Here is a 23,110-nt window from a genome sequence, read left to right on the forward strand (position 1 = left end):
AGTAAAACGTGAAACGTCAAACGTCAACAAGAGCCAAAGCCATGTTGATGCGCGGCTGTCATTGACGTTTGACGTTTTACGTTTTACCCGCCGCAATCCGCGGGGTGCGCAGCGGGGCTTCACCCTCATCGAACTCCTCGTCGCCATGACCCTGGTGGCGTTGTTGATGACCCTGGTCTACGAGGGCCTGCGCAGTGGTCAGCGGGCGGCGGAGACGGGGCAGGCCTTCATCGATCGCACCAATCGTTTGCGCATCACCCAGGAATTCATCCGCATGCAGGTGGGCAGGTTGATGCCGCTGGCCTACAAGCAGGACACCACCAGCGGCAAGCTCTACCTGTTCGAGGGTGATCACGAGAAGATCCGCTATGTGGCACCGATGCCCGGCTACCTGGGCTACGGCGGCACCTATGTGCAGGAGCTGGAGTTGATCCGCGATGGCCGTGACCGCTCGCTGGTGTTCCGGCACTGGCTGCACAATGGTTTTGACGAAAAGAAGATCGACCAGTCCGAACCACCGATTCTGCTGCTGTCCGGCATCCGCGATGGTGGCTTCCGATTCAAGGGATTGAACCCGGAAGGCAAGGTGGGGGACTGGAGCGAGCGCTGGGAGGATTCCCAGCTGACGCCGCTGATCATCGAGCTGGATCTGACCATGAGCGCCGAGAGCCGCATGGACTGGCCCGTGCTCGACGTAGTGATGATGGTCGACGGTGGCGCCACCCGCGGCTTCAATGCCGGCTTCTTCCCCTCCGGCGGATGAGAACTCCCATGCGTAAACAGCAGGGCATCGCGCTGGTGATGGTGCTGTGGGTCTCGGTACTGATCGCCGTGCTGCTGGCCAGCTTCAGCCTGAGCGCGCGGGTGGAGGCCCTGCAGGGGCGCAATCTGCTGGATGCGACCCGGGCGCGCTATGCCGCCGAGGCAGGACTGCATCGCGCCGTGTACGAGATGCGCAGCTCGAATCCGGAGTTGCGCTGGGTGGCCGATGGCCGGGTCTATCCGATGGAATTCGAAGGCGCCGAGATCGAGATCGAGATCTACGACGAGACCGGCAAGGTCGATCTGAATGTGGCCGATCCGATCCTGCTCGGTGCACTGTTCGAATCGGGCGGCTTGTCCAGGCCCGATGCCGAAGCGCTGGCCGCAGCCGTGGTTGATTGGCGAGATCCGGATGATTTGATCAGCCCCAACGGTGCCGAAGAGGGCGAATACCGCGCCGCTGGACGCAACTACAAGCCGCGCAACGCACCGTTCGAGACTGTTTCCGAGCTGCAGCAGGTACTGGGCATGAGTTTCGAGCTGTACCGGGAACTTGAGCCCTCGCTGACCATCTATTCAGGCAGGGCACAGCCCAATCCGGCCTTCGCCTCCCCTGAAGTTCTTGCCCTGATTCCCGGTATGAGCCCTGATCTGGTCCAGCTATTCGTGCAACAGCGGCAGCAGGCCATCGGTGGCCCTGCGCCATCCGCACTCCCGCTTGCCTTGCCCGACGGTAGTCCCGTGGTGGCGCAGGGCGGGGGCCTTACGTACACTATCCGGTCCCGTGCGACACTGCCGGGCGGAGCGAATGCCGGTCTGGAAGCAACCGTGCGCCTAGGCGCGAGCATGGTGGCGCGCCGGCCCTTTCGCATCGTCCGCTGGCGCGATGGTGAATTCCGTTAACCTATCCCAGGCTATATGCTCGAGCTGATCCAGAAGCCATGGCGGCGCCTGAAGCAGCGCTACGAGAAGAGTGGGTTCGCCCAATTCTTGTCGTGGTGGCGCTCTGAACTGCTGTCCGCACTGCCCCCCGCCTGGCGCGAGTGGCTCGCGGCCGAGTTGCCCGTGGTTACGCTGTCCCCCGTTACCGACGGCTGGCAGTTGCGGCGGGTGCGCGCCGGACGTGTGGAAGTCGAGGAAACGGTGGCGGCCGATCGTGACGCCCTGATCGGTGGTGCTGAGCGCCTGCGGGCGGGACAGGAACACGCGCCGCGTCAGGTGCTGATGTTGCCCGCCGGGCGCACGCTGCGGCGCAGACTGACTCTGCCGCTGGCCGCCGAGGAACACCTGGCTTCGGTGTTGGCTTTCGAGATGGATCGGCAAACGCCCTTCCGCGCCGACCAGATCTATTTCGACCATCGTATCCAGAAACGCGATCCCGCTGCCCGGACCATGCTGGTTGAGCTGCTGGCGGTACCGCGAGCGGTGCTCGATGAATTGCTGCAGAAGGTCGGCAATCTCCCGCTGGACGCCGCCGACGTGGCGATCGCCGAGTTGCCCGCCGGTTTCAACCTGCTGCCGGCCGAGCGGCGTGCGCGCCGAGTCGACAAGCGACTGCGGGTCAACCTGATCCTGGGCGCTACCGCTGTGGCCCTGATCTGGCTGGTCATGTGGCAATCGCTGGCCCTGCGCGAACAGGCCATCGAGCATCTGAACGAAGACAAGGCCCAATCCAGCGCCGCGGCCATGCAAAGCGCCGAACTCAAGCGGCAGCTGCGTGATGCCATCGAAGGCGCCAGTTTTCTCGCCGACAAGAAGGCCGAACAGGCGGTCACCGTCGATGTGTTGGCCGAGATTACTCGGCTGGTGCCCGACGACACCTGGCTGGAGCGACTGTCCTTCATCGGCAATCAGGTGCAGTTGCAGGGGCAATCAGCCCGCGCTGACAAGCTGATCGGCATCCTGACCGATTCCCGTTGTCTGTCCAAACCGCAGTTCCAGGGGATCATCCAGCCCGATGGAGCCACTGGCAAGGAGCGTTTCAGCCTTGCCGCCGACCTCAAGACCGGAGCCTGCCATGGCACTGACACTGCTGCCGGCTCCCGGTAAGGGCAAGCCCGTTGCCATCGGCCTGGCGCTGATGGTGCTGGTATTGGCCTATTTCCTGATGTTCCATGGGTTCATCACCCAGCACCTGGCGTATGCCGACGAGATTTCGGATCTGAAGGAGAGCGAGCTGCGTTTCCGCCAGATTGCCGAGCAGCGTCCGCAGATCGAGCAGCGGCTGGCCGAAGTCCGCCAGTTTCAGGCCGGGGCGAACTATTTTCTGCCCGAGGACAGCTTCGATCTGGCCGCGGCCAACCTCAACAGCCAGCTCAAGCAGATCATCGCCGACAAGGCCCGCGATCCGCAGCGCTGTCAGCTGATCAGCAGCCAGAACGAACGCCCGACCGCGCCCGAGCCCTACCAGCGCGTGGTGGTCAAGGTGCGCATGCGCTGTGATCTGGATGATCTGACCGAAATTCTCTACGAACTGGAAAACGCCACGCCCTTTTTGTTCGTGGCCGAACTCAATCTGTATCAGCAGCTGATGTTCCAGGGCGGCATGCCGCAACCCAATCTCGGCGACATGGATGCGCGCTTTGATGTCTACGGCTACATCCGCAAGCCCGGAGGTCAGGGATGAAGCGTGATCTCGGCCAGATGACAACGATTGTCCTTGGAGGCATCTGCGGCGTGTTTGCGCTGATTGCCGTGCTGCAATCGCTGGGCGTGGGTTCCGGTTATCGCTTGCTGAGTGACGAATCCAGCGAACTTGACGCCGATCTGATGAAACCGATGCAGCAGGTGGCGTTCAACTTGCCGGATTTCTCTCAATACATCGAGATATCGCAGCGGCCGCTGTTCAACAACGACCGCAAGCCGCGTCCGATCGAGAACAAGGATGCCGGTCAGGTAGCCAGTGACGCGCCGCCGCCGGTTCCTCTGGATGCGACCTTGCTCGGCGTGCTGATCGATCCCGATCACCAGGTGGCCATCCTCCGCGTCAATACGTCCAGCGCCGTGATCCGGGTACGCCAGGGCATGCCGTTGCCGGACGACCTCGCCGGTTGGACGCTGCAGGAACTATCGCCGCGCAAGGCCGTCTTTGACGGGGGGCCGCAACAGGGCAGCGCCGAGCTCAAGCTGGACATGTCGAAGACGCCCACCGGCGCGCCGATGCCGCCGCCGGCTGCAGTGCCGCCGCCGGGGCAGCCCGGTGTGGCTCAACAGGCGCAGCCACAGCCAATGCCGGCCGACGAGGCCGCGCGTCAGGCGGAAGTGCAGAGGATCATCGAGCAGCGCCGCGCGCAGATGCGTGCCGAGGCTGAGAAGATGAATCAGCAGCAAGGGAAGCAGTAGGGCCTGCTTTGGTCCAGAAACAGGCACTAAGGAGATTTTGGGTGAAGAAAGGATTTCGAATCAGCGCGCTGGCGGCCCTGGTAATGCTGCTGGCCTCATGCGCCTCCATGCCCATGGCTGGCGATGCCGGGCGCGCTCCCGTAGCTGCCAGTGAACGTCAGCCTGACGCCGTCAAACCCGAGCTGGAAGCGGAGGAGGGTGACAAGGGGGCTGTCGAGGCCGGGAGCACACCGGCCGCAAAGCCCAGCAATGTGTTGCAGGAAGGCACGGGCCAGCTGATCAACATCGATGCTGCCAGCAAGCTGCCGCGCAAGCCGCCGGAGCAGGGCAAGGCCAGCCTCAACTTCGCCGACATGCCGATCGCCGACGTGGTCAAGATGATCCTCGGCGATCTGCTGGGAGAGAACTACATCATTTCGGCCGGCGTCAGCGGCACGGTGACCTTCTCCACCGCGCGCCCGGTCACGCCGGAGCAAGCCTTCTCGATCCTGGAAATGCTGCTGTCCTGGAACAACCTGGCGCTGGTCTACGTTGATGGTCAGTATTCGGTGGTGCCGTCGGCCAATGCCGTGCGCGGCAATCTGACACCGCGCGTGGGTTCGGCGGAGCAGGCCCGCGGCTATGAGGTACGGGCAGTGCCGCTGGACTACATTGCCCCCACCGAAATGGAAAAGCTGCTGCAGCCCTATGCCAAGGAGGGCGCGATCCTCAAGGCGGACAACGCCCGCAGCATTATCGTGGTCGCCGGTAGCCGTCGCGAACTGGAAAACTACATGGCCACCATCGATGTCTTCGACGTCGACTGGATCAAAGGCATGTCCATCGGCCTGATCACGCTGGAGCAGGCCGAAGCCAAGACCCTCGGCCCCGAACTCGAGCAGATCTTCGGCGAGCAATCGCAGTCGCCCCTGGCGGGGATGTTCCGCTTCATCCCGATCGAGCGTCTGAACGCGATCATGGTGATCACGCCGCAGCGGCGCTATCTGGATGAGGCCGAGCGCTGGATCACCCGGCTCGATCAGGGCGGCAATCAGCCCGGCGTGCGGCTCTACGTTTATGACGTGAAGAATGTCAAGGCGACGGATCTTGCCGATCGACTCAACGATATCTTCGGCAGTTCCGGCGGCGAGTCCAGCCGAGCCAATACCTCATCGGCGGCCGGCGGTCTGGCGCCCGGCCTGCAGCCGGTGGAGTTGTCCTCGTCCACTGGCGGCTCGCTGAATCTGCGCGGCCCCACCGGCGAGAAAGCCAGCGAGCCCAAGTCCTCGCGCAGCAGTGGCAGCAGCGGCAACAGCAGCGACTCACGTCCTGCCGCGGCGTCCGGTGGCGGTGCCGTCGCGGTCGGCGGTGGTGGCGCCGGCGGTGATCAGGGCCTGGCCATCGTCGAAGGCGACGATATTCGAATCACCGCCGTCGAAGAGAACAATCAGCTCATCATTCGCGCCACGCCGGCCCAGTACGACGCCATCCGCGGCGCCATCCGCAAGCTCGACTCGGTGCCGCTTCAGGTGCACATCGAGGCGCGACTGCTGGATGTGTCCTTGATCAACAACCTGAGATTCGGTGTGCAGTGGTACTTCGAGCAGGCTCTGCCGCTGCTGGTGCCGCCCGATGATGGCACCGGCACCGGGGGCGGCTCCTCCGCTGCCAAGGCCGTGGTTGAACGCATGGAATACGGTGTCGTCAATGGCACCAGCAACGATTTCATCTTCAGGGGCACCAGCGCGGGTGCACTGGTGCAGATGCTGCAGAGCGAAGGCGATGTCAAGGTGCTGTCGGCGCCCTCGGTGATGGTGCTGAACAATACCGAGGCGTCCATCAATGTCGGCCAGCAGATTCCGGTGGTCAGCAGTCAGTTCGTAGGCGTAGGAACCGGCGGTGGCAGCACAGTCGGCCAGAGCTATGTGCAGTTCCGCGATACCGGCATCATCCTCAACGTCAAGCCGCGAGTGAATCCGGGTGGTCTGGTGTTCATGGAAATCCAGGCCGAACAGAGCACGCCGGGTGCGGCGAGTGATGCCATCGGCGGCAATGTGCCGGTCGACAAGAAGACCATCGAGACCGAAGTGGCCGTGCAGAGCGGCGACACTGTGCTGCTCGGCGGCCTGATCCAGCAGAACGATTCCAACTCGCAGTCGGGATTCCCGGGCTTGATGAAGATCCCCGTGATCGGTCGCTTGTTCGGCAGCAGCAGTCGCGACAACTCTCGCAAGGAGCTGCTGGTGTTGATCACGCCCACTGTCATTCGCGGCGGTGGCGAGAGTGCCCGGGAATTGACCGAAGAGTACAAGAAGCGCTTTCAGGGGCTATCGCCACTGATCGAAGACATGGAGGCCGCCGAGCGCGCGCGGAAGGAACTCAAGGAATCCGAGCGCTGACGCGTTCCCCGGCCCACCGACGGTGGACTGAAAGCAGATGATGAAGACCAAGGAGTAGAAGGATGAGATTCAAATTTGGCCCCATGGCGCGCACCGCGCTGGTTGGGCTTGCCGTGCTCACGCTGGCGGCATGCGGACAGCGCGCCACACGTCCGGAATCCGCTACGGCTGACGTCGGGTCCAAGGCGACGCCCGAAGAACAAGTCAAGCGCCGCGCGGTCCAGCGCTGGGATCTGCTGATCGAGCGCGACTTCGACAAGGCCTATGACTTGCTCTCTCCGGGCTACCGCGAAGTGCAGACCCGCGAGAACTATGTTCGGACCATGAAGGACCGTCCGGTGCAGTGGACCAGCGTCTTTTTTCAGAAAGCCACTTGCGAGCCGGACGTTTGTACCGTAGAAATACAAGTCAATGCTCAGTTTCAGATGCCAGTGATGCGCGTTGGGACAGTGGATGCGCTCAACGTAGTCACCGAAAACTGGATTCTGAGTGATGGAGAGTGGTACTTGGTTCCGAATGCCGATCGTTGATCGGTTGTTGCATGCTTGTTCGAGTTGTCTTAGCATTCGTCGTGCTCTCGTCTAACCTTGCCGAAAAGAGGGGTCAACCCCCAACTCGGAGTAAGGTTGGAATAGGCCAAGCCCTGTAGTTGACTAGGAGTGTTGTAATGAAAAAGAACACCATGGCGACTGCCATCGTAGCCGGCCTCGCCGGCGTCGCTGGCATCGCGAATATTTCCACCGCGGTGAACCTGAATCCTGATGGCGTTGGTCAGGTCCTGATCTACCCGTACTACACCGTCAATGGTGGCAACACGACCGTCATGTCGGTCGTCAACACCACCAGCGCCGGCAAGGCCGTCAAGGTCCGTTTCCTGGATGCGCGCAACTCGCGTGAAGTGCTCGACTTCAATCTGTACCTGTCCGAGTACGACGTGTGGACCGCCGGTCTGTTCTCGCTGGCCGATTCCGGCCCGGGTAACATCGTCACCACCGACACCAGCTGCACCGTGCCGGGTATCGAAGACGGTATCTTCCTGCTGCCGACCCTGGCAGACGGTCGCCGTTACTTCCCGTTCCGTACCTCCGCCTTCACCGATTTCTCGGCGGCTGGTCTGAACACCGGTGCATTCACCCGTACCCGCGACGGTTACATCGAAATCATCGAGATGGGTTCCATCCCGACGAATTCGACCTTCGGCAGCGCTCTGACCCACAGCAACGGTCGTCCGGGTTCCTGCGCGTTCCTGGAAGCCGCCTGGTTGGGTTCGGGTAGCCCGGGCGCCAACGGTATCTGGGTCCAGGATCCGTTCTTTGACCTCGAGCCGCCGTCGGGTGGTCTGTTCGGTGGCGCCGCCATCGTTGACGTCGCTGACGGTACCTACCTGAGCTACAACGCTGAAGCGATCGACGGCTTCTCGGCTTCGATCCAGCACACCGCTCCGGGTTCGCAGCTGCCGAATCTGGCCAGTGTCAACAGCACCACGCCGGGTAACGTCACCAGCTACGTGTTCGACCGTGGTCGTCTGATCACCAGCAACTGGTCGACCGCCGGTGGTGGTGGTTTCCGCGCTGTGTCGGCTCTGTTCATGCGTGAAGCCGTGTTCAACGAATACGAGCTGGACGAGAACCTGGGTGCAGGCACTGAGTGGGTGGTCACCTTCCCGACCCGCAAGTTCCACGTGACGGGTTCGACCACGTTCTCGGCTCCGTTCACCAACGGCTACAGTGGTTGCGAGCGCGTTTCCAGCCGCATCTACGATCGTGAAGAGAACACCTTCGCTCTGTTCGACTTCTCGCCGGGTGCTGGCCAGCAGCAGGTTTGCTGGGAAGCCAACCCGCTGTGGTTCTCGAAGACCCCGCTGAGCTCGGGTTCCGCGACGCCGATCCTCGGCGCTCCGGGTGCAGCCGGCAGCGTTGGTTCGCTGTGGACTGGTATCCCGACCTATCTGGAAGTCTTCGGCATCATCCAGCGCACGTTCACCAACGGCTGGTTCTGGCTGGGCTTCTACGACGAGAACGCGATCAACGGCCAGGGCATCCCGACCCCGCTGACCCGCGCTCCGCTGGTCGAGACCAACCCGGGTGCTGGCAACACGCCTGACAGCTACTACGGCCTCCCGGCTGTTGGTTTCTGGGCTCTGCGCGTTGTCAACGTGAACCAGGGCGCTGGTCTGCAGGCCTCGTACGCCGGTGCTTACCCGCACCGCGCCTCGCGCGCTTGCTTCAAGGGTGCCTACGGTACGGCTCCTTGCGATTGATCCACGCTTGAGTTGTAGCAACACGGAAGGGGGGCGAAAGCCCCCCTTCTTCTTTTCCGCGGTCCGAAAGGCGGCGGCATGGCGTTAAGCAACGCTGTCCGAAATTGGTGATGACACCGCCGAGGCACTGTCAACGATTGCAGTTCACGCCGATCGGTGGCAGCCTTCATGCGCCTTTGAAGTTCTTGTTGGGAGTATGGTTGATGCAGTCGTACCTGCAATCTCGCTTTGCCTGGTTTGCTCTGATGGCACTGCCTTCTTTTCTGAGCCTGAGCGGCCACGCGACTGCGCAAACCGTGTCACTGGACAACGTCACTCCGATCAGTCTGAGCAGTTCGTCGACGGTCAGCGCGGTGAGCATCAATGCGTCCACCGGTAACGTGATCGTCCGCTCCTCGGTCGGTGACTACATATCCTGTAACCGGCAACCCGTTCCGACCATCAACAGTTTTGCTCCCAGTGTTTCTGCCGTGCAGACCGGCGCAAATATCACCCTGAACTGGTCTTCGTCGAACACGACTTCCTGCTCGCCCAGCCAGGGCGCGGGCACCACCTGGTCCAGTTTCGGCACCCTGCCGACGAGCGGCAGCCAGACCTTTGCCGCACCCGGTACCGCCCAGACCATCACCTTCCAGCTGACCTGCACCAATGGCACGACCAATGCCAGCCAGACTACTCAGGTGGTCGTCCAATCCGGCGGCGGTGGGGGCAATTGCATCGCCGCCTATCCCACGGCGCAAACCGCGAATTACGCGAGCGTATTCAGTAACGCCCAGAACGCCTGGCCGGCCTTTGGCGTTCGCAAGCGCATTCTGGTTCCATTCAATGGCTACGTCGCCTACAGTTTCACGGCCACCTCAACCCCCGGCCAGTTCGGTACCTTTGCCACCTCGGACTATCCAGGAGATGGCGACGGTGTTGGCTTGATGTCCATCTCGGCCCAAAATCAGCAAGGCTGCTTTGATCCCAGCAAGCTGGGCCCCAACTGCCTGTCGCCAGTGTCCCGATTCGTCTCCATCGGTTGGGCCAACGGCTCGACCCAGTTCAGCTGTTCGCTGACACCCGGAACCACCTATTGGCTGAATTGGACCTACGGCGGCACCACCGTGCCGGGCTCGGGGCCCTATTGCCCGATCGGCCCCAGCAGTTGCGGTGCCGACGCCCAGAACCAGGTCCAGGATTGAGTCCTGTGCTGATGCTGGTCCGATAGACCCAGGGCCAGCTTTGAATTCCGCGGGTGCAGGGCTCAGCCCTGCACCCGTACTCAGTTGCAACTTTTCCGCCGACCTGTGGTCATTGATGTCTCCCAGATGCGTTTTCGGCGCATTCTGCCAATGATCCGTTCAACAGCGAGTACCCTTCATGATGTTTTCCCGCAGTCTGATCACTGCGCTCGGCCTCGTCGCCGCGGCGCATGCATATGCCCAGGATTCGACCGACAAGAAGCCCTGTCATGAACCCCAGTGCCCGGTGGTCCAGCGTGGGAACGCCGTGGTCACGGTGGCTGACGTCATGGCCAAGCTCATGGGTCTGGATGAGCGCAAGCAGAATGCCTTGCTTTCTGACCCCAAGCAGATCAACAACATGCTCGAAAATCTGCTGATCACCCGGCAGATCGCTCATGACGTCAATGCGGAAAAGGCAGCCAACGACGCCGCCCTGCAGGCGCGACTGGAGCAGGCGAGGGATGATGTGTTGGCGGTCTACCGCCTGGACGAAATCCGCGCCACCCGAATCAAGAGCAACTTCGAAACGCTGGCGCGCGAATACTATCTGGCCAACAAGGCCGATATGCATACGCCGAAGATCGCGACCGTGCGTCATTTGTTGATCTCGCCGGAGAAGCGCGGCGACGTGCTGGCCAAGGCCCAGATCACCAGCCTGCACGAGGAACTGAAGGGCGCCAACGCTGGCACCTTTGCCGAGAAGGTGCTGGAACTGAGCGATGATCCCAGCAAAGCCACCAATGCCGGGATCATCAAGGTGATCGACGGCAACAAGGACATCGACGAGGATTTCGCGGCGGCCGCGCTGAGTCTGACCACCCCCGGCGAACTCAGCGATCCGATCAAGACCCAGTTTGGCTATCACTTGCTGCAGCTGGTCGAAAAGAATGACGAAGTCGCGCTGACCTTCGAGCAGGCCAAGCCTCGCATCGTCGAGAAACTGCAGGACGACGCCCGTCGCCGTGTGGTCCTGGACTATCGCGGCGAGTTGATGTCCACCGCGGAACTGCAGGCCTTCCCGGACAATCTCGCCGGCCTGATCTACGGCGAGGACACCGACGCCCAGAGCGCTGACGACAAGGGTGCCAAGTAGTCTCCCGTGCAACTGCTACGGCACTTCTTCCTGCGCGAGTTCCGCTCGCGCTACCTCGGCAGCATGAGTGGTTTGTTGTGGGCGGTGGTCCATCCGGCACTGCAACTGCTCATGTATGCCCTGGTGTTCCAGTACATCTTCAAGGCTCGGGTTGCCGGCGCCGAAGAACATGGACTGGTGGCCTACATTGGCGTCGGCTTCTGGTCGTGGACCTTGTTTGCCGAATCGACATCCAGAGCTACCACCAGCGTCATCGACAACGCCTCGCTGATCGGCAAGGTCGCGGTTGAGCCGCAGTTGTTGGTGCTGTCTTCGGTATTTGCCTCCGCGGCCTTGCATCTGGTCGGCTATACAGCGGCCCTGACGATACTCGCCGCCACCGGAAGCCATATTGACCCGCTGGGCGTGCTGCTGGCCCTGCCGGTGCTGGCGCTGCTGGTGGTCTGGACGCTGGGCTTTGCCTTGATGATGGCGGCCATCCAGGTCTTCGTACGCGATCTGGCCCAGGTTCTGGCACAGCTGCTGGCCTTCTGGTTCTTCCTGACACCAGTGCTGTACTCGCGCGCCATGCTGCCCGAGTTCGCGCAGCGCCTGATGGACTGGAATCCACTGACCTACTATCCAGAACGATTGCGCCACCTGATCCTGGACTCGCAATATGCCTTCGGCATTGATGACCTGAAGGCCGCGCTGCTGGCCTTTGCGATGCTTGGCTTCGGTACCTTCGTCTTCACCCGGCTACGCCGACATTTCGAGGATTTCCTGTGACGGATCTGCTGGTCAGACTCCAGGGCGTAGCCAAGCGCTACCCGCTGGTACACCGCAATGCCGACCGCGTGCGGGCGATGTTGCGGGTATTGACCGGCAGAACCGGAATCGCCGACGTCGCGGTGCTGCAGGACATCAATCTGAGCGTTCGCCGCGGCGAGTCATTGGGCATCATCGGCGAGAACGGTGCCGGCAAATCGACTTTGCTCAAGGTCATCACTGGCGTGCTCAATGCCACTGACGGCAGCGTGGAGGTAAACGGCTCGGTCGCGGCGCTGCTGGAACTGGGCGCAGGCTTCCACCCCGAGTACACCGGGCGCGAGAACATTGCCACGGCAGCGGCCCTGATGGGCATGAGCGAGGCGGATATTCGCGCGAAGACCGAGGCCATCATCGAGTATGCCGATATCGGCCGCTATATCGACGAGCCGATCAAGCATTACTCCACCGGCATGGTCGTGCGTCTGGGCTTTGCGGTCGTGGCCGCGAGGCGACCGGACATCCTGATCACCGATGAAGTGCTGGCAGTGGGTGACGAGTCCTTCCAGAAGAAATGTGTGCGCTGGATCGAGGACTATCTGAACGATGGCGGCACACTGCTGCTGGTGTCCCACAGCATGTATCACGTCCAGAAACTCTGCCGCCATGCGCTCTGGATGCAGGGCGGCAAAATCCAGGCCTATGGCGACGTCTACGAAGTCACTCAGGACTATCTGGCCTATCACGAACGCAAGACCGCCAAGGAATCTGAAGCTGGCCCCAAGCAAGTCAGCGCCGATGGCTACCGCATCGAGTCGGTGCGCCTGAATGGCAAGGACGGCCTGACCCCCCTGCTGTTACCGCGGGAGCGCGAGCTGCGGATCGAGGCTGATCTCTATTCGGGCGACGATCGGGTGCCCCATCTGGCGATCGGCGTGACGCGGGCCGACGGTACCGCCGTCTATGGAACCTCCAGCGAGATCGATGGTGCCAGCGCCAGCCGAACCGAGAGCGGTGATTATCGATACCGCTTCATCTTTCATGCGCTGCACCTGCTGCCGGGGCAATACACCATCAAGCTGCATGCACTGGATCCCGAGGGCATGCGCATGTTCGATACCGAGGTCCGCGAGATCGTGATTCGCGGCGACACCCGCGAACTCGGCATGATCCGGCTGCCGCACAACTGGGAATCGTGATCCGACCCATCGACATCGTGGTCCCGGTCTACAACGCCCGCGAATTGCTGGAGCGTTGTCTGGCTGCGCTGGACCGGCACACGCCCGTGGAACAGGCGCGTATTCTGATTGTCGACGACGCCTCGCCCGATCCGGCGATCGCGCCGCTGCTGGCCAGTTGGGCCCGGACCTCGCCGCTGCGACCGAGGATCCTCGTCAATGCCGAGAATCTGGGCTTCGTCGGCAGCGTCAATCGAGGTTTTGCCGAAACCGAGAGCGACGTGTTGCTGCTCAACGCCGACACCGAAGTCACGCCGGGCTGGCTGGCGCACCTGCGCGAGGCGCTGCACAGTGACGAGCGCGTCGCGACGGTCACGCCCTTTTCCAACAATGCCGAGATCTGTTCCTGGCCCCTGTTCTGCCAGGTGAATCCGGTACCCGCCGACGCCGAGATCGTGGCAGCGGCGCTGGCCAGCGCCGGCCCGCCGAGCTATCCCGAGCTGCCCACGGCCGTGGGTTTCTGCATGTTGATCCGACGTGAGACCTTGGATCAGATCGGTGATTTCGATCAAGCCACCTTCGGCCGCGGCTACGGCGAGGAAAATGACTTCTGTTTGCGCGCGGCCGGCCATGGCTGGCGGAACATCCTGGCCGACCACTGTTATGTGGTTCACGCTGGCGGCGGATCCTTTGCGCCGCTGGGGCTGAAACCGGGCGGAGACAACCTGCAGCGCCTGCTGGCGCGCTATCCCGGCTACAATGACGCGGTTGCACAATTCATTGCGGCCGACCCCCTCGCGCCCCTGCGCGAACGGGCCTTGCTGCGCTACCGGGCTCTCGCAGCCATGTCCGGCTGATGCGCACGGCAACTTGATCTTCGGCCAATCGTACCAATCTGCTAGACGGGAACACGCCCGAGTACGGCGCACGCGCGACCATGAGCACAACTGAACCAGACATCCTGCCCTTCACCGGTGAACGCTTCACGCCCGAGTGCGTGCGCGAGATCTGGTACGAGCACATGCACCGCTACGCCTATGCCGTGGATTTCTGTCGCGGCAAACGTGTGCTGGACGCCGCCTGCGGCGAGGGTTACGGCAGTGCACTGCTGGCCTGGACCAGCGCCAGCGTGCTGGGTCTCGACGTCGATGCCGCAGCCATTGCCCACGCCCGGAGGCGCTATTCGTCACGCCCGGGTCTGAGCTTTCAGCAGCAGGATGTCACCGCGCTGGACCAGCTGCCGGACGCCTCCTTCGACGTCATCGTGTCCTTCGAAACACTGGAGCATGTGCACGAGCAGGAGCGCATGCTGGCTGGCTTCAGGCGCCTGCTGACTGCCGATGGCGTACTGCTGATCTCGTCCCCGGACAAGCACACCTACAGCGATCTGCGTGACTATCGCAATGAATATCACGTCCGCGAGCTCTACCGCGCGGAACTCGAAACACTGCTGCAAGCGAATTTCGCCCATACCCGGATCTACTGCCAGAAACTGCTGTTCCAGTCGCTGCTGTGGGATCCGGATCAGCCGCCGAGTCAGGCCCGCGTCAGCACCCTGAGGTCTGACGGTACGGTCAGCGCACGGCCTGACTACCAGGCCCTGTACTTTCTCGCCGTGTGCTCGGCGCAACCGCTGGAACGTGTGGCGCCCGCCGGCGCCCTGCATCTCTTCGGCGATGCCGCCGAGACCGTGTACGAGCACTACAACGAAGAAATCCGGCGGATCATTGCCGCCGGACACCGCCTGATCGCCCAAGATCAGGAAATAGCCGACTTGCGGGCGCGCCTGGCGCACGCAGAAGCGCTGCTCGCGGAGCAGGCGCAACACCAAGGAAGGAAACCATGAGCGCAGTGATCGCAAGCCCCAAATCCGACACCCTGTTCGCCGCCGACGATGGCATGGTCGCGCCGCTCTCCAGCCAGGAATGCATGATCCAGAATCCGCGCACCCAGGAGCGTCATGTCATGACCTTCGAGGTGTTTCAAGCGCTGGATCAATGCAAGAGCTTCGCGACGCTGGACGATCATCTCAAGCAGATGCTGTCGGCCATGCCCAATCTGCGCGGACAGGAGGACGGGGTTCGTCGCGTGCTGACTGGATTGGTCGATCGCGGGCTGCTGCAGAGTGCCGACCAGATTCTGGGCGGTTTCGGCAGCGAACCCGGGCGCAGGTTGGCACCGCTGGGGCCGGTGTTCGTGCTCGCCGAAGATCGCCCCGAGGGACTGGCGCGGATCATCGACAGTCTGATCAAGGCCGATGATCCGGGCATCGACCACCTGCCCATCGTGGTGCTGGATGGTTCCCGCAGTCAGGCTTCCCGCGAAGCCAATCGGCGCGTGGTGGACGAGCGCCGGCGCGATGCCGGTCTGCGCTACCTGGGCAATACCGAGCGCGCGGCTTTCATTGCCCGTTTGCAGGGCCAGATGAAAGCCCAGGCCGCAGCCCTGACCTGGCTGCTCGGCGAGGACGAGGCACCGACGCGCGGTCAGCTGTTCAACTGGATGGTGCTGCTCGCCTCAGGGCGCCGGCCGCTGGTCTTTGACGACCGCCAGTACCTGCCGCAGCGACAGATGCCCAATGCCACCGGCGGCATCGATCTGCTGCACAGCAATCAGCGCGAGGCCTGGTTCTATCAGCCCGATCAGCCGATGCCCGCCTTGGAGGTCGATTACGAAGATGGCCAGCTCGGCCACATCGCCCAGCATTATCTGGGCGAGAGCCTGGGTCGCTGCGTCAGCAAGCCGGGGCGTTGGCACCTGGCCCCCGGTGCGCTCCAGGGCGCGCCCTTGCCGGCCATCCGCGCCTTCGATCCGCGCGGCCGGGTGGCCGCTCTGGTTCAGGGCAGCGTGGGCTCCATTGAAGCGCCTCACAATATCTGGCTGTACCAACTCGACAATCGCTCACGCGACCGGCTCTGGGGCTCGCGCGAATCCTATATGCGTCAGTTCGAGGGCGATCAAGTCTGCCACGGCATCAACCGTGCCCGAGTCACGCTCAACAGCGTCTACCAGCCGAGCGCACTGGACCTCAGCGTGCTGTCCGGTTTCGTGCTGCCGGGCGCCGGCCCCCGCGTGGGCCCGAGTTTTGGCGTGCTGACCCGCTTTCTTGATCCAGAATCGGTGGTCATCCACACCAATACCGCTGTCGGTAGTCAGTGGCAGCCGCCGATCAAGCGCTCCGAGGCCGCGCGACGACCGTTCACCCCGAACTCGGCGGCCTTCTTCACTGACCATATCCAGGCCCGTGCCGGCGAATGCCGCAGCAGCGATGCCGAAGACCGCGCTGCCTATCTCGCCGCCTTGATGGACGATTTCGCCGCATCCTCCAGCGATGCACTGCAGAGCGAGCTGAACACCTATCTCAGCTACAAGCGCGCCGATCTGGTCGCCGATCTGCAGCGCCGCCTGGAAGAGGCAGGCAAGCAGGCCCCGATCTACTGGGAGGCTGATTTGCGCGAGATCATCCAGTCCACCAGCAAGGAACTCACCCGAAACAGTGTGGCTCGCCTCGGTGAATGGCCGGACAGTCTCGATGCCGCCGGTGCCGCCGAACGTCTGCGCACCGAGACCCGACAACTGGCCGCCGCAGTGCGCGCCTGGCCCACGGCCTTCGCCTTGGCACCCAAGTTCGCCGAGTCGCTGCTGGGCTAGCGGGCAGTCCCGCCCGTGCATGTCGCAGCGGTCGTCGTCAACTACCACACCGGGCCGGTGTTGGGGGATTGTCTGCGACGATTGCTGCGCTGTGCGGAGCTGGCCGAACTGGTCCTGGTCGACAACGGCTCGGCGCCGGGTGAGATCGACGCGCTGCTGGCCGAGATCGATGACCGCCGAGTCATCCGCCTGGACCTGCCGAGCAATCCGGGCTTCGCCGTGGCCTGCAACCGCGGCGCCCGAGCCAGTCACTCCCCGTGGCTGCTGTTCCTCAATCCCGATTGCCTGGTCGAGCCGGACACGCTGGAACGGCTGGCCGCCAGCGTTCACGGGCGCCAGCGAATGGGCGTGCTGGGCGCCCTGCTGGTAGACGAGCAGGGTCGCCCGGATCCGGCTAGTCTACGCCGAGATCCCTTGCCTGGCCGGGCCATGGCCAGCGCTCTAGGCCTGGACCGTTTCGACGCCTTCGAAGGCGTGCCCATCTCGATTCCCTACGGCAGCCGCGAGCCCATCCAGGGCGATGCCATTTCCGGGGCGCTGATGCTGATCAAGCGAGAGGCCTACACGGCTGCCCGTGGTTTCGACGAAGGCTATTTCATGCACGCCGAAGATCTCGACCTGTGCCGGCGCATTCGTGAGCTCGGATTCGAGGTCTGGTGCGATCCGGCGGTGCGCGTGGTACACCTCAAGGGCGTGTCCAGCCGCCGTCGGCCCTTCCGCGTGGCTCTGGCGAAGCACCGCGGCCTGCTGCGCTATTTCGACAAGTTCGACGGCCCCAACACCGCCTGGCCCGTGCGCGCGCTGGTGCGCCTGGGCGCCTGGAGTCGATTGGCTTTGGAACTGCTGCGGACGGCCTTGCGCCGCCAGTAGCGCGTCCTGGCCCCGCTACCCGCGAAAATCCGGCATCAGGGCGGGTCGACATCAGAAGCAGGACGCAGAGAACGCCGAGGAAAAGCAGAAAGCACGCGGAGAAGAGCAGAGCAGCCCTGGAACGGGTTTTTCTCGGCGTTCTCTGCGTTAGAAACAATCCAGGGTAGCGCCGCACGCCCCTGGATTGCTTCGTTACGCTCTCCATGAACCGCATTCCAGCGCCGGGCACCGGGGGTATCGGGTCGCTGCTGTGGAGGGCGCCGCGCTGCGGCGCCGCTTTGCGCTGAGCGGCGATCAAGAGCGGCCGCGCAGGCGCGCGTCCCTCCTCAAGGCCGCTTCGTGCCTGCCAGGGTTCATGGCCCGTGCGCAGTGTCGGGCCGAAACAGGTGGCTCTCCATGAACCCATATCGCAACTCGTTGATTCTCTTTGTTCACCTGTAGGAGCGCCCTTGCGGCGCGACCGCTGCGTCGGACGTGCGACTTGCCGGTCGCGACGCGAGGTCGCTCCTACGGGCGGGTTTGTGGTTCATGGCCCGTGGGCAGTTTCAGGCCGACACAGGTGGCTCGCAATGACGCTGGAACACGGCGTCACACCGACAACCCACTAACCACAACCCGCAACCCACAACCCACAACCAACAACCCACAACCAACAACCAACAACCCACAACCAGCTCCTAGGAGCCCACCTTGAACCGACCGATCTCGATGGTCTGGCTGCCGCTTTCCAGACGTCGGGTGGTGGCAGCGCGTTCGCTGTGGGCGGTGCCAAAGCGGGTCTGGAATTCGAGCTGGATGGTGACCGGGCCGGTGAGGCTCTGGCGGCGATCGCCGAAATAGTTGGCGAGTACCACATAGGTGCCGGGCAGCGGACGGCGGATGGTGTAGACCTCCGGGCCATAGCCGCCCGTGAAATCGCGGCTCATGTAGCCGCCGGTGCGGGTGCGTGGCTGGCTGTAGACCGCCTTGTCGCCGCTCGGATCCACCACCCACAGATCAATATCGGTGTTGTCCGCATCCCAGCTCAGGACCACGCGCAGTCCGACGGCGACCGGGTCCAGCAGTTCGGTCGGAATGCCCAACCCGGCCAGATCCAGATCGAATTCCTTCGGCGCCTGCGCCAGCACGTCATTGAGTTCGTGCAGCGCGATGATCTCGATATCCGGAAAGCGCCCATGCCACTCGCCGATGGCCACTTTCCACAGCAACTCGACCGCACGGGCGCGATCGGGCTGATCCTGTCGTGCCAGTGCCAGGGCCAGATCACGATAGCTCTGCGGCTCCTCCGGACGCTGTTCCAGCGCAGATTCAAATTGCGGCACCGCCAGCGCGTACAGATTCCATTGCCCCAGCCGATAGGCCAGCACCCGGGTCAGCGCGGTGTTCTCGGTGTCGAGTTCGGCCAGATTGGAGAGCACCCGCAGCGCCAGTCGCGGCGCCTTGGCCTGCACGCGCAGGAAGTCGGCGACATCCAGATAGAAGGCCGGCATCTGCCCATGTACTTCGCGCTGGGCCAGATAGGCGAGGTAGGGATCGTCGGCAGCGCGGATATCGGCCAGATAGGGCGTCTCCGGATTCCACCCGGAAAGTTCTATCTGAGCCGACAAGTTGCTCACGGCCTCCGCGGCTGCCGGGCCGCCAGCCGCTTTCGCCGCCGCGGCCGGACTGTCCAGCCGCTCTTCGGAAACCGGCATCGGCACCGACGGTGCGGATGCCGGCATCGCTGGACGGGGTGAACTGGGTGCCGGTGCCGAGGCCCCGGCTTGCATGCTGGCCACTTCCCGCGCTGGGCCTCGGTCGCGATCGGCCAGCTGGTCGTCTACCTCGGCACGATTCTGGCGTGGGCTGGCCATCTGCGGCAATTGCTCACGCTGCGCCCGCAAGGCTTCCAGCGCAAAGACCACCGCGGCGGCTTGGCGCTCCCAGCTACGGCGTGAATCGGGCTCGGCGCCCTCACGCAGCCAGCGCTGCGCCAGTGTCCGCGATTGCTTCAGCAATGTCTGCGCCTGGCCGCGCCCCGCCGACCAGGTCTTGTCCGTGCTATCCGGCCAAGCCGCGAACTCGGTCTCGGCCATGGGCAGCAGCAGCGTCTCGATGCCGGGATAGCTGGCGGCGTGGTAGTCACGGAATTCCTGCCAGCGTTGCCGCAGCGATTGCAGGCGCGCTTCCAGGCCAGGATCAGCCAGCGGCTTGGGCTGGCTTGCGATCAGGCGCCGGTACTCGGCCAGCAACGGCGCTTCCCTGGGCTCCACGCGGTAGCGCACGTAGTCTTCGATGCGATCCAGTACCAGCAGCGAGGTGCCGGCCGTGACCACGCCAAAGCGCTTGCCGATGGCGCTCATCGCCGCGCTGTCGGGCTTGGCGGCGCTCGCCAGCTGTGCCAACCAGGCCTGGGCCCACAGTCGATGCACGGTATCGGCCAGTGCTGCATTAGCGGGCTCGGCCCGGCCGAAGGCGATGCTGCGAGTGACCACCGCGTCTTCGCCATAGCCAAGCTTCAGTTCCAGCGTGCCACGGCCGCGGCAGCGTGCGCTGATGGTCAGGGTGCGCTCCACAGCGGTCGGCGCCTGCGGACTGATGTCACTGCAACTGCCGCCGATGCTCCGGGTTGCGAGCAAGCGCCACTGCCGCTGCAACAGTCGCCCGGCGGCCTCATCGGCACTACTCAAGGCGCCGAGGTCGATAACCTCGCCACCGCCGGCGCGGGCGATACGCGCGAGCCGGGCGTGATCGGCGCGCTGGGCGGCGTGCATCAGCTGCACCGTCGGGCGCCGACCACCGCTGTCCACCAGCGTGGGTTCGGAGGCGCCAAAATTGCTCAGGCCATCGCCGATGATCAGGACTTGATCGACCTTGCCCAGTGCGCGCAGATCGATGGCTCCGTAACTGCTGCCGCCGTCCAGCGGCAGGGCCTCGATCGCTGCCAGCAGAGCATTGCCATCGCCGCCGCGGACGCTGAAACGTTGCACCGGATCGGCGTCATTGCGAAAAGCCACCAGCTGCACGTCCACCTTGTTCAGGGCCTTGAGCCAGGCGGCCAGCGCGGCCGTCTCGTGCTGACGATTGCGCTCGCGGGCGCTGGCCGAAGCGTCGAAAAACAGTGCGATCCGGCGCGGGCGAATGGCCGTGTCGCGCTCGGGACGGCCGCTGTCGATCAGAGCCACCACGCTGCGCCAGGCTGGATCGATCACGTCGGCGGCCTCGATCTGTGCCTGGCCCTGTCCTTTTGGAATCCGGAATGCCAGTTCGCTGCGCGGGCGCACCTGTTCGCGGGTGTACTCGGCGACCCAGGCCGTGCCACTGCGATCGAAACGCAGATCCGGATCGACCTTGCCGTCATCGCTCAAGGGCTTGCCCGCGATCAACGCGGTTTCGGCGCGCAGATGCAGCCGCGCCACCGGATCCTTGAAGTACATCGGCAGCCGATAGCGCCAGCTGTCACCCTGATCGGACAGCGTGGCTTCCAGATGCAGGCGCACGCGTTTGCTGCCTTGCGCCGGTATCGGATACAGCCGGGTGCGGAACACATTGCCGACGGTCAGTTCGGCGAGGCCGGGATCGATGCGTCGCCGCGAGGTGTCCTCAAAGGCGACGCGGGCCGTTTCCTTGTCGACCACCACGCCCTCGCGCATGACACCGTCCACTTCCAGCGCATAGCCAGCCACGGTCTGACCTGCGGCCAGCGGGAACACGAACTCGCCTTCGAGCACGCGATTGTTGGGATTGTCGAAACGCAGTTCCAACGTGGTTCGGGCAATGAAGCCCTGCGTGCGAATCTGGATATCGAGTTCACCCAGGCTGATCGGCTTCAAGCCGCTGGCCGGGGCTATCCATACCTGAGGCGGATGCACCACGGCTTCGGCATCCGGGTTCTGCGCCTGGGCCGCGGGCAAGGTCAGGCAGGTCAGCAGCAACAGATATCGATACACCGGAGCTCTCCTCGCAGGTGAAGTGGAAGACTACCCTGCGTACAACGAGGCGCGGCGGCGAGTGGGGTTAAGCGCCCGTGTCAGAATGGAGTCGCGGTCGCCTCTGGCGGTGCGCATCAACCAAGGGGCAGGGGGCAGGGGGCAGGGGGCCTACGTTGCGGCACGATCAGATCATGCGTCGGGGTTGGACACCGGTCCCCTGTCCGTCGCGCTTTCCTTTCCAATCCATTGAATCCATGAGTTCTGCCAGTCACGTAGACCGCTTCGCGGCCAACGTGACCTACGACCAGCCTCTCCGCGGGCCGGGCGCCGCGTCAGCAAAATGCCCATGTCGCAGAAAGTGGGCCGTCAGTGCCGCGGCGCGCTCTGAAAACAGCAAGGCGGTGTGACTGGCGGCCACGGTACAGTGATCGCTGATGCCGGGCAGACGGGTTTCGGCGACGGCCACGGTGCCATCGTTGGGTCGCGGCAGCGGACCCAGAATCAGGCTCAAACCGAAGGAAATCTCGCCGGCAATCACACCAATGGCGGTATCTCCCTGCCATTCCGGCAGACCGTCGATCAGGATCTGTCGCGCGCCGCCGAGACCAAGCTTGTCCAGCTTGATCCGGTTCAGACGCCGGGCCAGATGACTGCCGCGCAGCGGCGATCCGAGGCAGACCACGCGCTGCACGCGGCTGGCCGCGGCGTGGGCGCTGCGCAGAAAGTCCACGGCAATGACCCCGCCCAGGCTATGGCCCACCAAGTGCACGGGCTCGCCTTCGGCATCAATGACCCGCGCCAGGCGGGCATGGTGCTCGCTGACCGGCGACTTGATGCTGGCGTAGTCGAAGCGCTGCACCCGAAAGCCGGCCTGTTGCAGACGCGCATCCAGCCTGGCGGTAATGCCCGAACGCATCCAGATGCCGTGCAGCAACAGCACCCGTGGGCGGGCGCCCGTCTCAGCCACAGCTGCGCGGTTTCAGGGTGAGTTCGGCGGCCCCGGGCAACTCGCTGTAGTCGGGCGGCTCGGATGTGTCGCGCTCATATTCGATCCAGAAGGCGCGCTCCACTTCAGTACGCTCCTCAAGACGGGCCGGAAACCCCAGCGCCGCAATCTGCGCCTGCCGGCGCGAGGCATTGTCCCGATCACGGAACAGGCCAAGCGACACCGTATTCTCGTGATCGCCGGCGGTGACCACGTAGTAGTCGCGTACGCCGGCGGCATTCAGCTGTCGCGCCGATTTCAGGGCGGCATCGCGGGTGCTGAAGGCCGGCAGATAGACCCAGTAGCCGCGTGTGGTCACGCTGCTGCTTTCCTGGTACTGGATGCGCTTGACCTGCGGTGTCAGCAGATCCATGCCGCGGCGCAGGTCCGACTGGGTTTCGAAGGGACCCAGCGCTGCGCATACAGCGGGCGGCAGATTTGGATCTGCAGCCGCCTGTGCCGACGAATCGGCTGCCTGCGCTGCCTGAGCCATCAGCGTGCTGTCGCGCTCGCTCAACAGCACCAGGCTGGGAACATCGCTTTGCGCAAGCGCCACGGGAGCCAGCGGCGCCTGCACACGCCAATACCACCAGGCCCCTGCAGCCAGGTTCATCACCAACAGCAATAGAAACAGGATGCGCGCCAGCATGGGTCGCCGTTTCGACGGTCAGCCTCGCATTCTATGCGTACTGTGCCGAAGGACTGCT

19 protein-coding genes are annotated in these 23,110 nt (G+C 63.7%); 16 read left to right on the forward strand and 3 right to left on the reverse strand.

The window, feature by feature from the left end; all coding sequences use genetic code 11:
- Positions 1-61: 61 nt before the first annotated feature.
- From H7A19_00690 to H7A19_00765, 16 genes are all read left to right on the forward strand, one after another.
- Positions 62-763: a prepilin-type N-terminal cleavage/methylation domain-containing protein gene (locus tag H7A19_00690; GenBank protein MCP5473346.1), complete on the forward strand. Its 702-nt coding sequence runs from the start codon at positions 62-64 to the stop codon at positions 761-763.
- An 8-nt stretch (positions 764-771) separates the two neighbouring features.
- Positions 772-1,665, forward strand: a complete 894-nt coding sequence (locus tag H7A19_00695) for a general secretion pathway protein GspK (protein ID MCP5473347.1) — start codon at positions 772-774, stop codon at positions 1,663-1,665.
- A 15-nt stretch (positions 1,666-1,680) separates the two neighbouring features.
- Positions 1,681-2,811, forward strand: a complete 1,131-nt coding sequence (locus tag H7A19_00700; protein MCP5473348.1) for a PilN domain-containing protein — start codon at positions 1,681-1,683, stop codon at positions 2,809-2,811.
- Positions 2,780-3,388: a hypothetical protein gene (locus tag H7A19_00705; protein MCP5473349.1), complete on the forward strand. Its 609-nt coding sequence runs from the start codon at positions 2,780-2,782 to the stop codon at positions 3,386-3,388. Before H7A19_00700 ends, H7A19_00705 begins: the two co-directional genes overlap by 32 nt.
- Complete coding sequence (locus H7A19_00710) at positions 3,385-4,104, forward strand: hypothetical protein (protein ID MCP5473350.1); 720 nt, start codon at positions 3,385-3,387, stop codon at positions 4,102-4,104. Before H7A19_00705 ends, H7A19_00710 begins: the two co-directional genes overlap by 4 nt.
- A gap of 41 nt (positions 4,105-4,145) precedes the next feature.
- On the forward strand, positions 4,146-6,482 hold the full coding sequence (gene gspD / locus H7A19_00715; GenBank protein MCP5473351.1) for a type II secretion system secretin GspD: 2,337 nt from the start codon (positions 4,146-4,148) through the stop codon (positions 6,480-6,482).
- Between the two features lie 62 nt (positions 6,483-6,544).
- A complete protein-coding gene (locus tag H7A19_00720) occupies positions 6,545-7,012 on the forward strand; it encodes a hypothetical protein (protein MCP5473352.1) in 468 nt (155 codons plus the stop codon).
- Positions 7,013-7,149: 137 nt separating this feature from the next.
- On the forward strand, positions 7,150-8,742 hold the full coding sequence (locus H7A19_00725; protein ID MCP5473353.1) for a hypothetical protein: 1,593 nt from the start codon (positions 7,150-7,152) through the stop codon (positions 8,740-8,742).
- A 245-nt stretch (positions 8,743-8,987) separates the two neighbouring features.
- Positions 8,988-9,926 carry a hypothetical protein gene (locus H7A19_00730; protein MCP5473354.1) on the forward strand — a complete coding sequence of 313 codons (939 nt, stop codon included), beginning with the start codon at positions 8,988-8,990 and terminating at the stop codon, positions 9,924-9,926.
- A 178-nt stretch (positions 9,927-10,104) separates the two neighbouring features.
- Positions 10,105-11,061: a peptidylprolyl isomerase gene (locus H7A19_00735; GenBank protein ID MCP5473355.1), complete on the forward strand. Its 957-nt coding sequence runs from the start codon at positions 10,105-10,107 to the stop codon at positions 11,059-11,061.
- Positions 11,062-11,067: 6 nt separating this feature from the next.
- Positions 11,068-11,829, forward strand: a complete 762-nt coding sequence (locus tag H7A19_00740) for an ABC transporter permease (GenBank protein ID MCP5473356.1) — start codon at positions 11,068-11,070, stop codon at positions 11,827-11,829.
- Positions 11,830-11,906: 77 nt separating this feature from the next.
- Entirely contained in the window at positions 11,907-13,007 is a 1,101-nt protein-coding gene (locus H7A19_00745; protein MCP5473357.1) for an ABC transporter ATP-binding protein, read from the forward strand.
- Positions 13,004-13,843, forward strand: a complete 840-nt coding sequence (locus H7A19_00750) for a glycosyltransferase (protein ID MCP5473358.1) — start codon at positions 13,004-13,006, stop codon at positions 13,841-13,843. Before H7A19_00745 ends, H7A19_00750 begins: the two co-directional genes overlap by 4 nt.
- An 80-nt stretch (positions 13,844-13,923) precedes the next feature.
- Positions 13,924-14,832, forward strand: coding sequence for a class I SAM-dependent methyltransferase (locus H7A19_00755; protein ID MCP5473359.1), 909 nt, complete (start codon positions 13,924-13,926; stop codon positions 14,830-14,832).
- Positions 14,829-16,637 (forward strand): hypothetical protein, encoded by a 1,809-nt coding sequence (locus tag H7A19_00760; GenBank protein MCP5473360.1) that lies wholly within the window; start codon positions 14,829-14,831, stop codon positions 16,635-16,637. The genes H7A19_00755 and H7A19_00760 overlap by 4 nt, the downstream gene beginning before the upstream one ends.
- A 15-nt stretch (positions 16,638-16,652) precedes the next feature.
- The gene (locus H7A19_00765) at positions 16,653-17,507 is read left to right on the forward strand and encodes a glycosyltransferase family 2 protein (protein MCP5473361.1); all 855 of its coding nucleotides are present in this window, start codon (positions 16,653-16,655) and stop codon (positions 17,505-17,507) included.
- A 677-nt stretch (positions 17,508-18,184) separates the two neighbouring features.
- Here H7A19_00765 and H7A19_00770 read toward each other — a convergent pair.
- The 3 genes from H7A19_00770 to H7A19_00780 form a co-directional block, all read right to left on the reverse strand.
- Entirely contained in the window at positions 18,185-21,436 is a 3,252-nt protein-coding gene (locus tag H7A19_00770; GenBank protein ID MCP5473362.1) for a DUF2135 domain-containing protein, read from the reverse strand.
- A gap of 280 nt (positions 21,437-21,716) precedes the next feature.
- Entirely contained in the window at positions 21,717-22,358 is a 642-nt protein-coding gene (locus tag H7A19_00775; protein ID MCP5473363.1) for an alpha/beta fold hydrolase, read from the reverse strand.
- Between the two features lie 19 nt (positions 22,359-22,377).
- Positions 22,378-23,052: an SPOR domain-containing protein gene (locus H7A19_00780; GenBank protein ID MCP5473364.1), complete on the reverse strand. Its 675-nt coding sequence runs from the start codon at positions 23,050-23,052 to the stop codon at positions 22,378-22,380.
- Positions 23,053-23,110 lie beyond the last annotated feature (58 nt).

The organism is Rhodanobacteraceae bacterium (assembly GCA_024234055.1).
GTDB lineage: Bacteria > Pseudomonadota > Gammaproteobacteria > Xanthomonadales > SZUA-5 > JADKFD01.

What these genes read in the sequence shown, in the direction of transcription:
- H7A19_00695 (MCP5473347.1), top strand. Translation starts at nt 772, where the DNA reads ATGCGTAAACAGCAGGGCATCGCGCTGGTGATGGTGCTGTGGGTCTCG.
- H7A19_00700 (MCP5473348.1), top strand. Translation starts at nt 1,681, where the DNA reads ATGCTCGAGCTGATCCAGAAGCCATGGCGGCGCCTGAAGCAGCGCTAC.
- H7A19_00705 (MCP5473349.1), top strand. Translation starts at nt 2,780, where the DNA reads ATGGCACTGACACTGCTGCCGGCTCCCGGTAAGGGCAAGCCCGTTGCC.
- H7A19_00710 (MCP5473350.1), top strand. Translation starts at nt 3,385, where the DNA reads ATGAAGCGTGATCTCGGCCAGATGACAACGATTGTCCTTGGAGGCATC.
- H7A19_00720 (MCP5473352.1), top strand. Translation starts at nt 6,545, where the DNA reads ATGAGATTCAAATTTGGCCCCATGGCGCGCACCGCGCTGGTTGGGCTT.
- H7A19_00725 (MCP5473353.1), top strand. Translation starts at nt 7,150, where the DNA reads ATGAAAAAGAACACCATGGCGACTGCCATCGTAGCCGGCCTCGCCGGC.
- H7A19_00730 (MCP5473354.1), top strand. Translation starts at nt 8,988, where the DNA reads ATGGCACTGCCTTCTTTTCTGAGCCTGAGCGGCCACGCGACTGCGCAA.
- H7A19_00735 (MCP5473355.1), top strand. Translation starts at nt 10,105, where the DNA reads ATGATGTTTTCCCGCAGTCTGATCACTGCGCTCGGCCTCGTCGCCGCG.
- H7A19_00745 (MCP5473357.1), top strand. Translation starts at nt 11,907, where the DNA reads ATGTTGCGGGTATTGACCGGCAGAACCGGAATCGCCGACGTCGCGGTG.
- H7A19_00755 (MCP5473359.1), top strand. Translation starts at nt 13,924, where the DNA reads ATGAGCACAACTGAACCAGACATCCTGCCCTTCACCGGTGAACGCTTC.
- H7A19_00760 (MCP5473360.1), top strand. Translation starts at nt 14,829, where the DNA reads ATGAGCGCAGTGATCGCAAGCCCCAAATCCGACACCCTGTTCGCCGCC.
- H7A19_00780 (MCP5473364.1), bottom strand. Translation starts at nt 23,052, where the DNA reads ATGCTGGCGCGCATCCTGTTTCTATTGCTGTTGGTGATGAACCTGGCT.